This is a genomic window from Chloroflexota bacterium (genome assembly GCA_040902225.1).
Classification (GTDB): domain Bacteria; phylum Chloroflexota; class Limnocylindria; order QHBO01; family QHBO01; genus CF-167.
The window spans coordinates 687,456-700,540 of sequence record JBBDXT010000004.1 but is presented as its reverse complement, the minus strand read 5'-3'; the positions used below and the strand labels follow the sequence as shown (position 1 = coordinate 700,540).

Annotated in this window: 16 protein-coding genes; 9 read left to right on the top strand and 7 right to left on the bottom strand. The window is 68.9% G+C overall.

Annotation, left to right across the window (positions count from 1 at the left end):
• Positions 1-9: 9 nt before the first annotated feature.
• The 4 genes from WEB29_05790 to aceB are packed head-to-tail and all read left to right on the top strand — an operon-like array spanning position 10 to position 5,251.
• Positions 10-2,328: a xanthine dehydrogenase family protein molybdopterin-binding subunit gene (locus WEB29_05790; protein MEX2136460.1), complete on the top strand. Its 2,319-nt coding sequence runs from the start codon at positions 10-12 to the stop codon at positions 2,326-2,328.
• Complete coding sequence (locus WEB29_05785) at positions 2,325-2,807, top strand: (2Fe-2S)-binding protein (GenBank protein ID MEX2136459.1); 483 nt, start codon at positions 2,325-2,327, stop codon at positions 2,805-2,807. The genes WEB29_05790 and WEB29_05785 overlap by 4 nt, the downstream gene beginning before the upstream one ends.
• A gap of 3 nt (positions 2,808-2,810) precedes the next feature.
• Positions 2,811-3,665 (top strand): xanthine dehydrogenase family protein subunit M, encoded by an 855-nt coding sequence (locus WEB29_05780; protein ID MEX2136458.1) that lies wholly within the window; start codon positions 2,811-2,813, stop codon positions 3,663-3,665.
• Positions 3,666-3,685: 20 nt separating this feature from the next.
• Complete coding sequence (gene aceB / locus WEB29_05775; GenBank protein ID MEX2136457.1) at positions 3,686-5,251, top strand: malate synthase A; 1,566 nt, start codon at positions 3,686-3,688, stop codon at positions 5,249-5,251.
• Between the two features lie 7 nt (positions 5,252-5,258).
• Here aceB and hydA read toward each other — a convergent pair whose 3' ends face one another.
• Genes hydA through WEB29_05760 form a run of 3 tightly spaced genes read right to left on the bottom strand, consistent with a single transcriptional unit; the run spans position 5,259 to position 7,633 of the window.
• Complete coding sequence (gene hydA, locus WEB29_05770) at positions 5,259-6,644, bottom strand: dihydropyrimidinase (GenBank protein ID MEX2136456.1); 1,386 nt, start codon at positions 6,642-6,644, stop codon at positions 5,259-5,261.
• A 42-nt stretch (positions 6,645-6,686) separates the two neighbouring features.
• Positions 6,687-7,211: a hypothetical protein gene (locus WEB29_05765; protein MEX2136455.1), complete on the bottom strand. Its 525-nt coding sequence runs from the start codon at positions 7,209-7,211 to the stop codon at positions 6,687-6,689.
• Positions 7,211-7,633, bottom strand: a complete 423-nt coding sequence (locus WEB29_05760; protein MEX2136454.1) for a DUF3830 family protein — start codon at positions 7,631-7,633, stop codon at positions 7,211-7,213. Before WEB29_05760 ends, WEB29_05765 begins: the two co-directional genes overlap by 1 nt.
• Before the next feature lie 15 nt (positions 7,634-7,648).
• Between WEB29_05760 and uraH the strand changes: the two genes are divergently transcribed.
• The 3 genes from uraH to pucL are packed head-to-tail and all read left to right on the top strand — an operon-like array spanning position 7,649 to position 9,464.
• Positions 7,649-8,002, top strand: coding sequence for a hydroxyisourate hydrolase (gene uraH / locus WEB29_05755; protein ID MEX2136453.1), 354 nt, complete (start codon positions 7,649-7,651; stop codon positions 8,000-8,002).
• A complete protein-coding gene (locus WEB29_05750) occupies positions 8,002-8,538 on the top strand; it encodes a 2-oxo-4-hydroxy-4-carboxy-5-ureidoimidazoline decarboxylase (GenBank protein ID MEX2136452.1) in 537 nt (178 codons plus the stop codon). Before uraH ends, WEB29_05750 begins: the two co-directional genes overlap by 1 nt.
• The gene (gene pucL / locus WEB29_05745; GenBank protein MEX2136451.1) at positions 8,535-9,464 is read left to right on the top strand and encodes a urate oxidase; all 930 of its coding nucleotides are present in this window, start codon (positions 8,535-8,537) and stop codon (positions 9,462-9,464) included. The genes WEB29_05750 and pucL overlap by 4 nt, the downstream gene beginning before the upstream one ends.
• A 7-nt stretch (positions 9,465-9,471) precedes the next feature.
• On the opposite strand, the gene WEB29_05740 is transcribed toward pucL, so the two are convergent.
• Genes WEB29_05740 through WEB29_05725 form a run of 4 tightly spaced genes read right to left on the bottom strand, consistent with a single transcriptional unit; the run spans position 9,472 to position 11,768 of the window.
• Positions 9,472-9,918 carry a CoA-binding protein gene (locus WEB29_05740; GenBank protein MEX2136450.1) on the bottom strand — a complete coding sequence of 149 codons (447 nt, stop codon included), beginning with the start codon at positions 9,916-9,918 and terminating at the stop codon, positions 9,472-9,474.
• Entirely contained in the window at positions 9,915-10,490 is a 576-nt protein-coding gene (ruvA, locus tag WEB29_05735; protein MEX2136449.1) for a Holliday junction branch migration protein RuvA, read from the bottom strand. Before ruvA ends, WEB29_05740 begins: the two co-directional genes overlap by 4 nt.
• Positions 10,487-10,984 carry a crossover junction endodeoxyribonuclease RuvC gene (ruvC, locus tag WEB29_05730; GenBank protein MEX2136448.1) on the bottom strand — a complete coding sequence of 166 codons (498 nt, stop codon included), beginning with the start codon at positions 10,982-10,984 and terminating at the stop codon, positions 10,487-10,489. Before ruvC ends, ruvA begins: the two co-directional genes overlap by 4 nt.
• Before the next feature lie 25 nt (positions 10,985-11,009).
• Positions 11,010-11,768 (bottom strand): YebC/PmpR family DNA-binding transcriptional regulator, encoded by a 759-nt coding sequence (locus WEB29_05725; GenBank protein MEX2136447.1) that lies wholly within the window; start codon positions 11,766-11,768, stop codon positions 11,010-11,012.
• Positions 11,769-11,836: 68 nt separating this feature from the next.
• Here WEB29_05725 and WEB29_05720 point away from each other — a divergent pair, with 68 nt between their 5' ends.
• Positions 11,837-12,289 (top strand): hypothetical protein, encoded by a 453-nt coding sequence (locus WEB29_05720; GenBank protein MEX2136446.1) that lies wholly within the window; start codon positions 11,837-11,839, stop codon positions 12,287-12,289.
• Positions 12,290-12,340: 51 nt separating this feature from the next.
• Entirely contained in the window at positions 12,341-12,979 is a 639-nt protein-coding gene (locus WEB29_05715; protein MEX2136445.1) for a hypothetical protein, read from the top strand.
• The last annotated feature ends 106 nt before the right edge of the window (positions 12,980-13,085 follow it).

Sequence of the window (13,085 nt, the reverse complement as noted above, 5' to 3'; positions counted from 1 at the left end):
GCGAGCCGGATGACGCGCATTCTGCCCCCCGGAACACGCGAGATTGGCGCACCTGATGCGCTGGTCGTGCCGCCGGGGAGTGCCACGCCGGGGCCCATCGCCACCCGAAGCCCGCTCCGCCGCGAAGGGCCGGCCAAGCTCACCGGACTCGCGAAGTACGCCGACGACCTGGTCTTCCCCGGCGCGTGGTACGGCGCCACCATCCGCTCGACAGAGCCGCATGCCAGGCTGCTTGGCATCGAGCTGGACGAGGCGTTCGACTGGAGCCAGGTGGTCGTGGTCACCACCGCGGACATCCCGGGCGATAATGTCGTGAGCCTGATCCGCGACGACCAGCCGATCCTGGTGCCTGTCGGCGGCGAGATCCGCCACCAGGCGGAGGCGCTCTGCCTGGTTGCCGCAGCCGATCGCGAGACGCTGCGAGCCGCGAAGCGTCATCTGCGGGTCCAGACGGAACGATTGCCGGCGGTCTTCGACCCGCTTCAGTCGACCGAGGAGTTCTCGCACCTCGAGGTGCGCCAGGGCGACCCGGCCGCCGGCTTCGCGGAAGCCGAGCTGGTCATCGAGGGCACGTATCGGGTCGGTCATCAGGAGCAGCTCTACATCGAGAACCAGGCGATGATCGCAGTCCCCCAGCCGGATGGAGGTGTGACGGTGCATGGCTCATGCCAGTGCCCGTACTACATCCACCGCGCCCTGAAGCGAGCCCTCCAGCTGACCGATGCGGAGGCGGTCGTGATCCAGGCCGAGACGGGCGGTGGCTTCGGCGGCAAGGAGGAGTACCCGTCGATGATCGCCCTGCACGCCGCTCTGCTGGCACGCAAGGTCGGCAAGGCGGTGCGCATGATCTATGACCGCCACGAGGACTTGAGCGCCACCACGAAGCGCCACCCCGCGGTCATCCATCATCGAACGGGCGTGATGCGCGACGGGCGGCTCGTCGCCCAGGAGATCGACGTCGTCATGGACGGCGGCGCGTACTGCACCCTGACTCCCGTCGTGCTGTCGCGAGGCGTGCTGCATGCCGGGGGTCCGTATCGGTGCCCGAACGTCCGGATCAAGGGTCGCGCCATGGCCACCAACACGCCCCCCAACGGTGCCTTCCGTGGCTTCGGCGCCCCACAGACCGAGTTCGCCGCTGAGATGCAGGTCAACCGCATCGCCGAGGCACTGGCCATCAGCGCGCTGGAGCTGCGCCGGTTATGGGCCTATCGCGAGGGCGACACCACGCCGACCGGCCAGGTCCTGCGCGAGAGCGTGGCTGCCGTCGACGTGCTCGAGGCGGCCGCCGAGGCAAGCGACTACGCCCGGCACAGCGAGCAGACCCGTCGGGCGCGGGAGGCGAGGCAGCCGAGCGCGCGTCTTGCGTCGGGGATAGGCATGGCGATGGGTTGGCACGGCGCGGGGTTCACCGGATCGGGCGAGGTGCACATCGCGGGGACCGCCTCGGTCGAGCTGACCGATGCGGGCACGGTTCGCGTCCTCACCGCCCAGACCGAGATGGGCCAGGGGACGAAGACGATCTTTCCGCAGCTGGTGGCCGGTGAGCTGGGTCTCGAACCCGAGGCGGTCGACACGGCGCCGCAGGACACGAGCATCGTCCCCGACTCGGGCCCAACGGTTGCGTCGCGCACCACGATGGTGGTCGGCGGGCTGCTCGTGAAGGCCGCGCGCCGCCTCCGCGACCAGGTTGAAGCCGTCACCGACCGCCCCTTCGCCCATTCATACCGCGACTTCGCGTCCGAGCATGGCGCACTGCGCGTGGATCAGCAGTTCGAGCCATACCCGAACGTGCAGTTCGACGACGAGACCTACACGGGCGACGCCTACCCGGCGTTCGGTTGGGCCTGCGCGGTGGCCCGGGTGGACGTTGACCTGGACACCGGCGAGGTGACCGTCCGCGATGTCGTGTCGGCCGATGACGCGGGCCGCATCATCCATCCGGTCCTGGCCGAGGGCCAGGTCGAGGGTGGGACGCTGCAGGCGATCGGCTACGCGACGATCGAGGAGATCAAGCTGGTCGACGGCCGCTACCTCAACGACCGGCTGGCAACCTACCTGATTCCGACCGCCCTGGATGCGCCCCGCATCGAGGCGATCCTGGTGGAGAAGCCCTTCTCCGGCGCCCCCCACGGCGCGAAGGGGATCGGTGAGCTGCCGATGGACGTCGGGGCGCCGGCGGTGGTGGCGGCGATCCATGACGCCACGGGCGCTTGGATCCACGATCTGCCCGCGACCCCTGAGCGCATCCTGGCCGCCATGACCGGCGCACCCGCGCCAGGCTCCCCGGGCGTCAGCGAGCCGGCCCCGGAGCGAGGTGCGGCATGAGCTATCGGTTCTTCGTCAACGGCGACCCGGTCGAGGTCGAGGTGCCCGGCATGCGTCGCCTCCTCGACGTGTTGCGCGAAGACCTGGCGCTGACTGGCACCAAGGAGGGCTGCGGCGAGGGTGAGTGCGGCGCGTGCAGCGTGCTGCTCGACGGTGCCGTGGTCGACGCCTGCCTGGTGCCGGTCTGCCAGGTCGACGGCACCAACATTCGCACGGTGGAGGGGTTCGGCACGGAGGAGCAGCTGAACGACCTGCAGGCCGCCTTCCTGGAGACAGGCGGCGCACAATGCGGCATCTGCACGCCCGGGATGCTGATGGCCGCAGAGGCCTTCCTGGCGACCGGTGGCCCGCCCAGCGACGATGCCATCCGCGAGGCGATCGCCGGCAACCTGTGTCGCTGCACCGGTTACACCAAGATCGTCGAGGCCATCGCGCAGGCCGCGGCTCGGCGTCGCGCGACCGGCGTCCATCCGGACTGACCGATGCCCGTCGAACCTCCGGTAGCCTCGCCGCGCAGCCTGGCGGAGGCGTATACGCTGCTCGCCGACGCGGTGCATCGGCCGGTCGCAGGCGGGACCGATCTGCTGGTCCAGATCACCGGCGAGCTCGGTGACCCGCCCGAGCGGGTGCTCGACATCTGGCACCTGGACGAGCTGCGCGGCATCCGGATGCAGCAGAATGCGCTTGTCCTCGGGACGCTCACCACCTATGCGGAGATCCGGCGATCGCCGCTCATCGCGGAATTCCTGCCCGCCTTTGCCGAGGCCGCGGCTACGATCGGAGCCGCGCAGATCCAGAACCGCGGAACGATCGGCGGCAATGCGATGAACGCGTCGCCCGCCGGCGACATGCTGCCGCTCCTGCTCGCCTGCGACGCGCAGCTGGTCGCCGGGAAGCGCGACGGCGAGCGATGGATCCCCGTCCGCGAGTTCTGGCCGAGGTATCGGCAGACCGCGCTGGAGCCGATGGAGCTGCTGCTTCGAATCAGCATCCCCCTGCCGTCTGGTCGCCAGCTTCGGTACCGCAAGGTTGGCACGCGGCGGGCGCAGGCGATCAGCAAGGTGGTGATGGCTCTCGCCTGGCAGGCCGATGGCAAGGGGACGTGGCATGACGTGCACCTGGCGCTCGGCTCGGTGGCCCCGACTCCGATCCGCGTGCCTGCCACCGAGACGGTGCTCGAGGGCGCCCCGCCGACCGAGGCGACGGCCGATCGCGCCGCCTCCACCCTCGCCGGCGAGCTGAGCCCCATCGACGATGTCCGCTCCAGCGCCGATTACCGTCGGGCCGTCGCGGCACGCGTTCTGCATCGGCTCATCCGGGACGAGGGTGGCTGGTGACCCCCGACCTGGTGCCGGGCGTGCGGATCACTGACGGGTCACCGGCCCATGCAGCGGATGTCCTGACCGCCGAGGCACTCGCGTTCGTGGCTCGCCTGCATCGGTCATTCGACCAGCGGCGCAGAGACCTGCTCCGAGCCCGCTCCGAACGCCAGGCCGCATTTGATGCCGGCGCGATTCCCGATTTCCTGCCGGAAACCGAGCACATCCGCGACGACCCCAGCTGGCGAGTCGCGTCCGCGCCGGCGGACCTGGACGATCGGCGGGTCGAGATCACGGGTCCGGTGGAGCCGAAGATGATGATCAATGCGCTGAACTCGGGGGCGCGCGTCTTCATGGCCGACTTCGAGGACGCCCTCTCCCCCACCTGGGAGAACGTGTTGACCGGCCAATGGGCCGTCGCCGAGGCCGTGCGCCGTCGTCTGACCTTCCAGACCGATGAGAAGGCGTATGCCCTCAATCGTGAGATCGCGACGCTCGTGATCCGGCCTCGTGGCTGGCACCTGGACGAAACCCACCTGGAGGTCGACGGCTCCGCCATCTCGGCGAGCCTCTTCGACTGGGGCCTGGCCTTCTTCCACAACGCACGAGAGCAGCTCGACCGCGGCTCAGGGCCCTACTTCTATCTGCCCAAGCTCGAATCACATCTCGAGGCACGCCTCTGGAATGACGTCTTTGTGGCCTCGCAGGATCAACTCGGCATCCCGCACGGCAGCATCCGCGCCACCGTCCTGATCGAGACGATCCTGGCCGCCTTCGAGATGGACGAGATCCTGTGGGAGCTGCGCGAGCATGCATCGGGATTGAACGCCGGGCGCTGGGACTACATCTTCAGCCTGATCAAGAAGTTCCACACCCGCACCGACATGATCCTCCCCGACCGGGCCCAGGTGACGATGGCGGTGCCATTCATGCGCGCCTACCAGCAGCTCCTGGTACGCACCTGTCATGCGCGCGGTGCGCACGCCATCGGCGGCATGAGCGCGTTCATCCCGAACCGCCGGCAGCCGGAGGTGACGGAGAACGCCCTCGCCCGGGTGCGCGAGGACAAGCAGCGCGAAGCCGGCGACGGCTCGGACGGCACGTGGGTTGCGCACCCGGACCTCGTGCCGGTGGCGGCGGGGATCTTCGACCAGGTGCTGGGCGATCGGCCCAACCAGAAGCATCGCCTTCGGCCCGACGTGCGCGTGTCGGCCGGCGAGCTTCTTGACACACGGGTCGAGAGCGGCCACGTGACCGAGGCGGGGGTCTCGACGAACGTCAGCGTGGCGCTGCAATACCTCGCCTCGTGGCTGGCCGGCAACGGGGCCGCCGCCATCAACAACCTGATGGAGGACGCCGCAACAGCCGAGATCAGCCGCAGCCAGCTCTGGCAGTGGCGGGTGCACGGCGTGACGCTGGACGACGGAAGGCCGATGACGGGCGAGCTCTATGCAGCCGTCCGCGATGCGCAGCTCGAGCGCCTGCGCTCCTCAGCTCCGGACTTTCGCTGGACCGATGCCGCCGCGCTGCTGGATGACCTGGTCCTGAGCGAAGACTTTGCCGAGTTCCTGACGCTCGCTGCCTACCCGATGCTGGACCGCTGACCGCGGATCAGGCAGGGGTAGAGCGCTCCACGAAGCGCCCTGCCCCGCGACCGCCGACGAACGCTCCATCCCGGATGACGGGTTGGCCGCGAAGGAGCACGGACCGGACGGCACCACGAACCTCTCGTCCCTCGTACGAGGTGAAGTCGCTGGTGTGGTGGAGCTCCGACTGCCGGATGGTGCGTTTCGCTCCCGGGTCGAAGAGGACGAGGTCGGCGTCGCGCCCGACCTCGATCGCTCCCTTGCCGGCCAGGCCAAAGAGCTTTGCGGGCGTCGTGGCCAGCAGGTCGACCAGGCGTTCCACGCTGATCTGTCCGCCGGCCACCCCCTCGTCGTACATGACCGTGAGCAGGGTCTCGATCCCGGGCGCGCCATTGCTGATCTGCGGGAAGGGAGGCGCGGGACAGCGCTTCTCGACGGCCAGCCGATCCGGCACATGATCGCTGGCGACCAGGTCAAGCCCCCCAGCACGCAGCCCGAGCCAGAGCGCCCCGCGATCCGATTCGGAGCGGAGGGGTGGCGAGATGACGCTCTTGATCACCTCCTGCTCGTCCGGCGCATCGTAGCGCGCATCGGTCAGGGTCAGGTAGTGCGGACAGGTCTCGGCGTAGACCGGCCAGCCGCGCACCTTGGCCGCAGCAACCTCTGCCAGCGCATCGGCGCACGAGAGATGCACGATGTAGACCGATGCGTCAGCCGCCCTGGCCAACGCGATCGCCCGATGCGTCGCCTCCGCCTCGGCGTAGGTCGGTCGGGTCAGCGCATGGTGCCGGCACGCGACGTTGCCGCGGGCGACGGCATCCGCCACCAGCGCATCGATGACCGTGGCGTTCTCGCAATGGACCTGGAGCATCCCGCCGTGGCGGCCCATCGCTCGCAGTGCCGCGAAGAGGCGCTCATCGGTCAGGCGGAAGTCATAGACCATGAACGCCTTGGCGGTCGGGACGCCAGAATCGATCAGCTCGGGCAGCTCCGCGATCGGGTCCTCCTGTTGGCCGCTGATCACCGCTGAGAGCCCGAAGTCCACCGCCGACTCGCCCTCAGTGCGTTCTCGGAACTCGCGCATCCCGGCTAAGAGCGACGCTGAGCCCTCATCGGAGATGCCGGTGCCGGGGTTGTTGAAGGCGAGGAATGTCGTCGTGCCACCAAAGGCAGCCGCGACGGAATCGGCGAAGAAGCGGTCCGGCTCCACCTCGCTCGGCAGCCGCGTGTGGGTATGGACGTCGACGCAGCCGGGCATCACCAGCAAGCCCGTGGCGTCCAAGGTTTGGACGCCGTTTCGAGCAAGATCCGGCGCTACGGCCTCGATGCGGCCATCGCTGATGGCCACATCGGCCGAGAAGGAGCCGCCGGCGGTGACGACAGTGCCGCCGCTGACGAAAAGGTCAGTCAACCGTGTAAACCTGCCGGCTATGGCTTGGTGCTGGCCGCTGAATCAGGCTGGGCAGCACGGAAGCTCCGGCACGGTCGACAGGAATGCGCCAAACGCCGCCGAGACCGCGATACCGATCACGAAACCCGATGCCAACCACGTCAGTCGCTTTCGCTGAATGAAGCTGCTCAAGACCTCTTGGGAATGTCTCTCGCCCAGAGGTACAGCGACCAGGACGATGGACGTCACGCCCATGAAGAGCAGCACGGCGAGAACGGCCAAATTCGACCGGGAGAAGACTTCGGGATCCGCGAGGAAGGCCACCAGGCCGTAGATACCGAACGCGCCCGCGACCGCACAAACGATCGCTACCAACCAGCCAAGGAAACGACCCCATCGCGCTCCACCCGATATCGCCCATCCGGTGATAGCGGCTAAAAGGGCGAGCCCAACGAGCGCGGAGCCGAACTCGAGACTCCGGGTATGTTCCGTGATTGGTGGCGGCTGCAGAACTCCGAAACCAGCGAAGGCGAGAACGCCGGCTACCAGGCCCATTTGCACCACGCTCGCGGCTTGGCCCAGATTCATCAGTCTCCTTCGATGATCTCGATCTCCTGGGCACCCTCCCACAGGACACGCCGGCCCACCTCGCGCAGGCGGTCGCGCCACCCCTCGTCAGGCAGCAGCGTGGCGAAGTGGTTGCCCGCGAGCTGGCCGAGTTTCGAGGAGAACATGCAGGCGCCGTACGGGAAGAGGATCTCGCCCACGGAGAGGTCGCCGGTGTAGATGAGCAGCTCGCCGGGCGCCGGGTGCGAGGTGTGGTTCTCGTAGCCGACCCCGGTCTGCAGGTCCTCGAGCGGGATCCAGGTCCCCTCACCGCTCCAGCGACAGTGGATCAGCTGCGCGCGCATCGGCAGCAGGCGCTGCACGGCCTCGACCGTTCGCGGCGCCTCCGCCTCCCATCGGGCGGTAAAGTTCAGGTCACCTACCCGGATCGTCAGGTTCGGCATGCGCGGAGGATAGCAGTGGCCGATCTCCGTCCCACCATCTCGACTCATGTCCTGGACCTCGAGCTTGGCGTTCCCGCTGCCGGGCTGCCGGTGGCCCTCTTCCGTCTCGAGCAGGATGGTCGGCCGGAGCTGATCACCGAGCTGGCGACCGATGCCGATGGCCGGATCCCCTCGCTCCTGCCGGGCGAGCTCGAAGTCGGCGACTATCAGCTCGTCTTCGACCTGGCGGCCTACGCGGCGACGCTCGATCGGGACGCCGACTTCTTCGAGAATCTCGCGGTCGGCATCCGGATCGACGACGCCGAGCGCAGCTACCACGTGCCGCTCCTCCTGTCGCCCTTCGGGATCTCGACCTACCGCGGCACCTGATGGGCTATCTCTCGATCGCCGATCTCAACGACCTTTCGGCCGACGCATTCGCCGATGAGGTGGCTCCCCTCTTCGAAGGGGCTCGGGGCTTCCTCGAGCGCCTCGCGGCCGCTCGACCATTCGACTCCGATCGCGCGTTCCTGGCGACGGCCCGCGAAGTGGCGCGAACCATGCCCGAGGCGGATCAGATCGAGCTGCTCAATGCCCATCCGCCGCTCGGCAGCGATCCCGCCGCCGTCTCACGGGCATCGTTCGAAGAACAGGGCTACGGGTCGACCGAGGAGGAGGATGCGCAGCCCATGCTCGAAGAGCTGGCGATGCTCAACGAGGTCTACGAGGGACGCTTCCGCTTTCGGTACGTGGTATTCGTGGCCGGCCGACCACTCTCGGCGATCGGGCCCCTGATCGAGGCGGCGATGCGAAACGATCGTGCGGCAGAACTGGGCCGCGGTCTCGACGACGTGATCGACATCGCGGCGGACCGCCTCGGCCAGTTGCGCGGCGACTACCCGGACCGCGAGGACGACGCCGGATGAAGTACGACATCCACTACGGCAAGGCCGACGTGAAGGTCTACCGCACCTACGGCACGCCCTTGCGAGGCGTGAGACGGATCCCCGAGTCGCCCTTCGGTGGCCGCGAGAACATCCTGATGGCGGCCGAGCTCGAGGTGACCGTGCGCGGCACAGCGTTCCTCGACGCCTATGCGCGCGGCGACAACCGGCGCGTGGTGGCGACCGACACGATGAAGAACTTCATGCACGCAGCGTCGCTGGGGTCGACTGCGACCACCCTCGAGGGCTGGCTGTACGACGTCGGGTCGGCCTTCCTGGCGACGTACCCCGACATGGAACGGCTGACGATGCACGGCCGCGAGCTCCCCTTTCCGGCGGCCCTGGTCCCGGCCGACGATGGCGACGGATTCACCGCGTCCGAGGTCCTCTTCGCCCGCGATCGCAACGACCGCTCCACCGCAGCACTCGACCTGGAGCGTCACGAGGCCGGGGTGCGCATCACCGGCCACCGCTGCGGTCGCACCGACCTGCAGCTGATCAAGATCACCGGCAGCGCCTTCGCCGAGTTCGCGCGCGACGAGCACACCACGCTCCCCGAGCGCCCGGATCGGCCGCTCTATGTCTGGAGTGACATCGGATGGCGCTACGAGGACCCGCGGGACGCCCTGGGCGGCGACGCCGCGCGCTATGTGGCCGGCGAGCAGGTCGCCGACCTGGCGGCATCGGTCTTCCACCAGTTCGTCAGCCTCTCGATCCAGCACCTCGTCAACGAGATCGGGGGCCGCATGCTGGAACGCTGGCCGCAGCTGGCCGAGGTGAGCTTCGAGGCGACCAACCGGCTCTGGGATCCCGGCGTGCAGAGCGGGGCCGACCCGCGGGTCAAGACCTATGCCGACCCCCGTCCTCCGTTCGGCAAGATCGGGCTGGTCCTGCGCCGAGAGGCGTGACGTCCCCTCAGCGCAGCCCCAGCTGCGGATAGTCGATCGCGGGGCAACGGTCCATCACGACCAGCAGTCCCGCCGCATCCGCCCGCTCGGCGGCTTCCTCGTCCCAGACCCCCAGCTGCAGCCAGACCGCCTTTGCGCCAATCTCGATCGCCTCGTTGACGTGCGCTCCCGCACGGTGCGAGGCGCGGAAGATGTCAACCACCTCGATCGGGCTGTCGGTCGGCCGTTCCGCCGCCGCGGTGCGCAGGTCCGGCATCGTGGCGAGGCCATGGATCGTCGTCTTGCGTGGGTAGATCGGGATCACCTCGTATCCGAAGCGCAGCAGCGAGCGCGTGACGCCGTGGCTGGCCCGCTCCGGATCGGGCGATGCGCCCACGACCGCCCAGACGTGGAATTCGGTCAGGATGCGGGCCGCAACGGCGGGGTCGCGCCAGCGCCCCAGATCGAGCGTCATCGGGACCTGGCCAGCTCCTGGAGAGCTGCCTTAATGCGCAGGTCGAGGCCGTCCTCGCTTCCGGCCACCGCCCCGGCGGCGCGGCGCGCCTCCGAAGCGGTATAGCCCAGCGATTCGAGGGCGGCGACCACGTCTGAGTCCGTGCTCGCTCCCCCGCCGGCAGCGATCCCCGCGGCGTGGATCTTCTCCTTCAGCTCCAGGATGATGCGAAGAGCTGTCTTGCGTCCCACTCCACTCACCGAGGTCAGCAGGTCCGCGTCATCGGTGACGATGGCCAGCTGGAGCTTGGTCACCGCATGGGCGCTGGTGATGGCGAGTGCAAGCCGTGGACCAACCCCGGTCACGGTCATCAGCAGCTCGAAGAAGGCGAGCTCCTCCGGCGAGGCGAAGCCGAAGAGCGCCTGCTGATCCTCGCGCACGAGGTGGTGGACGAAGATGCGCGCCTCGCTCCCCAGCCGCAGGCGGGCGAGCAGCGAAGGACCGGCGACGACCCGATAGCCGACGCCGCCCAGCTCGACCAGGACGAACTCCTGGCCGACGTGCGTGACCGGCCCGCGCAGGGAGCCGATCATCGGATCACGGCGAGGCGGGCGGTCGAGGCGCCCCGATATGCGCAGCCGATCGCCACCGCCAGCGCATCGGTTGCGTCGTCAGGCACCCCGTCGAGGGCGATCCCCAGCAGGCGAGCCACCATGGCCGCCACCTGGGCCTTGTCAGCCGCCCCGTTGCCGCAGACCGCCTGCTTCACCTCGTTCGGCGTCGGCTCGTCGACCAGCAGCCCGGCTTCGGCCGCGGCGAGCAGGGCAACACCCCTCGCCTGCCCGACGGCCATGGCGGTCTGCACGTTGCGCTGGAAGAAGAGCCGCTCGACGGCGACTCGGTGCGGCTGGTGCAGGGTCAGCAGCTGCGTGAGCGCGTTGTGGAGGGCGTGGAGGCGGTCCGCATCGGTCTCAGCGCTCTCGGTGCGGATCACCCCGGCGTCGATCAGTCGCAGGCGACCGTCGTCCAGCGCCACCACCCCGAATCCGCAGCGGGCCGTGCCTGGGTCGATGCCGAGCGCGATCACCGCAGCATCGTAGCGTCGCGCGGGATCAGGCGACCGATGCCTCCAGCTGCTCCATCAGCGCATCAGGCAGGTCGAAGTTGGCGTAGACGTTCTGCACGTCCTCCAGCTCCTCGAGGCGCTCCACGAAGCCCAGGACCTGGCGTGCCGCCTTCTCATCGGAGATCTCGACCTTGGTGGTCGGCTCCATCGACACTTCGGCCGAGGTCGCGGGGTAGCCCGCGGCGGCGAGCGACGATCGCACCCGCTCGAGATCGGCAGGCTGGGTCATGACCAGGATGACACCGCCCTCGGGCGTGTCGACGTCGGTGGCGCCCGCGTCGATGGCGGCCAGCGTCACCTCGTCGGGGTCGTTCCCCTTCAGCGGGATGCTCAGCAGCCCGCGCTGCTCGAACTGCCACGCGACGGGAGTCAGCGAGCCCCCGACCTTGGTGAAGATGCTGCGGACCTCGGAGGCGGTGCGATTCCGGTTGTCGGTCATCACGGCCACGATCACCGCCACGTTCGCCGGCCCGAGGCCCTCGTAGGTGATCTCCTCGTACTGCACCGCATCGGCGCCCGCGCCGGTCGCTCGCTCGATGGCACGCTTGATGTTCTCCGTCGGCATACTGTTGTCGCGCGCCTTGTCGACGGCCATCCGCAACCGGTAGTTGCCGTCGACGTCGCCACCACCATGCCGCGCGGCAGTGATGATCTCGCGAGTCAGCTTGGTGAAGAGCGCGCCGCGCCTGGCGTCGTTGACGCCCTTTTGCCGCTTGATCTGTGACCATTTGCTGTGGCCGGACAATCGGGCCTCCGGTCGCTGTGGGAGCCCCGATTGTAGCAATGCCGTGGTGGCCTCCCTACCATGGGCCGATGGTGCCGCTCCTCGACCGGGACGAGAACGCCGGGGCGCTGGGTTACCTGGCGCACGGCCGTCCTGCGGCCGAGGCGACCTTCGGCCCACCACCGCCAGAGGTCGACCGGCGGCACCTGGGCACGCATCCCAAGGTCGTGGATCGGCTCTGGGAGGACCTCAACCAGGTGCTCCCGGCCGACACACGCTGGCTCGTCTTCGACGGCCCCGCGCTCGTCCATCCTGGCGGAGCCATCCTGGCGGCAGCGGTGGGCACGCAATACGCCCTTCGCCTGCTGCCCAACGATCGCGACGCTGCCATCGCCGCGGGTGCCGAGGTGGTGCACCACTTCCAGACTGTCGGAACCTCGCTCGACCTGCCGGCCACCTTCGGGCCGGAGTGGGTCTTCGGTCGCTTCGACGACCGCGAGCCAGCGTGGCTGCTGGCCAGCTACCAGGCGAAGACTGGCTAGCCAGGCATTGGGTCTTGTCGGCCGCCGCAGGCCCGTGGCATGCTGACCTCGATGTCTTCCGATTCGACTCATGATGCAGCGGCCGCCTACGAACGCGTCGCCGGGACCGGCGCCATCGCCGCTGGGATCGGCGGAATCGTCTACTCGGTCGCGTTCCTGGGTGGCGTGGTGGCAGGCTGGGCCCCGAAGCTCGGCCTGACGGTCGCCTCGATCGCATTGATGGCCGGCGGGTTCCTCTCGGTCCTCGTGCTGGTGGCCCTCTACCGCCGGCTGCTCGACAGCGCGGCAGCCGTGGGGCTCCTGGGCCTGATGTTGGTCGCCGTGGGAGCGACCGGGGCGATGGTGCACGGCGGCTACGACCTGGCGAATGCCGTACACCCTCCCGTCGCGGACGTCCTGGCCGAGGCGGAGCTGCCGAGCGGGATCGACCCGCGCGGGCTCCTCACCTTCGGGATCAGCGGGCTCGGCCTCCTCGTCCTGGCGTGGCAGTCTCGCCGTAGCAGGACGCTGCCGAGCACCCTGACAGCTCTGGGAATGACGGTTGGCGCCCTGCTCATCGTGGTGTACCTGGGGCGCCTCATCATCCTGACGCCGACCAACCTGCTGGTCGCCATTCCGGCCGCGGCCACTGGACTCGTCCTGAGCCCGCTCTTCTACATCTGGCTGGGGATCGAGCTGCGGCGCCGCTGACCGGTGAGCGGATGCCGCCATTCCGCGCCCGCTCCGTATAATTGGCCCCACTCCCGGCTTGACGTTTCGCCCGAGGCGGAATCGGCCTCGGCTGCTGCGACCCGCG

What these genes read in the sequence shown, in the direction of transcription:
- WEB29_05720 (MEX2136446.1), top strand. Translation starts at nt 11,837, where the DNA reads ATGGTGCCGCTCCTCGACCGGGACGAGAACGCCGGGGCGCTGGGTTAC.
- ruvA (MEX2136449.1), bottom strand. Translation starts at nt 10,490, where the DNA reads ATGATCGGCTCCCTGCGCGGGCCGGTCACGCACGTCGGCCAGGAGTTC.
- WEB29_05785 (MEX2136459.1), top strand. Translation starts at nt 2,325, where the DNA reads ATGAGCTATCGGTTCTTCGTCAACGGCGACCCGGTCGAGGTCGAGGTG.
- pucL (MEX2136451.1), top strand. Translation starts at nt 8,535, where the DNA reads ATGAAGTACGACATCCACTACGGCAAGGCCGACGTGAAGGTCTACCGC.
- WEB29_05760 (MEX2136454.1), bottom strand. Translation starts at nt 7,633, where the DNA reads ATGCCGAACCTGACGATCCGGGTAGGTGACCTGAACTTTACCGCCCGA.
- WEB29_05750 (MEX2136452.1), top strand. Translation starts at nt 8,002, where the DNA reads ATGGGCTATCTCTCGATCGCCGATCTCAACGACCTTTCGGCCGACGCA.
- WEB29_05715 (MEX2136445.1), top strand. Translation starts at nt 12,341, where the DNA reads ATGTCTTCCGATTCGACTCATGATGCAGCGGCCGCCTACGAACGCGTC.
- WEB29_05740 (MEX2136450.1), bottom strand. Translation starts at nt 9,918, where the DNA reads ATGACGCTCGATCTGGGGCGCTGGCGCGACCCCGCCGTTGCGGCCCGC.
- WEB29_05790 (MEX2136460.1), top strand. Translation starts at nt 10, where the DNA reads ATGACGCGCATTCTGCCCCCCGGAACACGCGAGATTGGCGCACCTGAT.
- WEB29_05780 (MEX2136458.1), top strand. Translation starts at nt 2,811, where the DNA reads ATGCCCGTCGAACCTCCGGTAGCCTCGCCGCGCAGCCTGGCGGAGGCG.
- WEB29_05765 (MEX2136455.1), bottom strand. Translation starts at nt 7,211, where the DNA reads ATGAATCTGGGCCAAGCCGCGAGCGTGGTGCAAATGGGCCTGGTAGCC.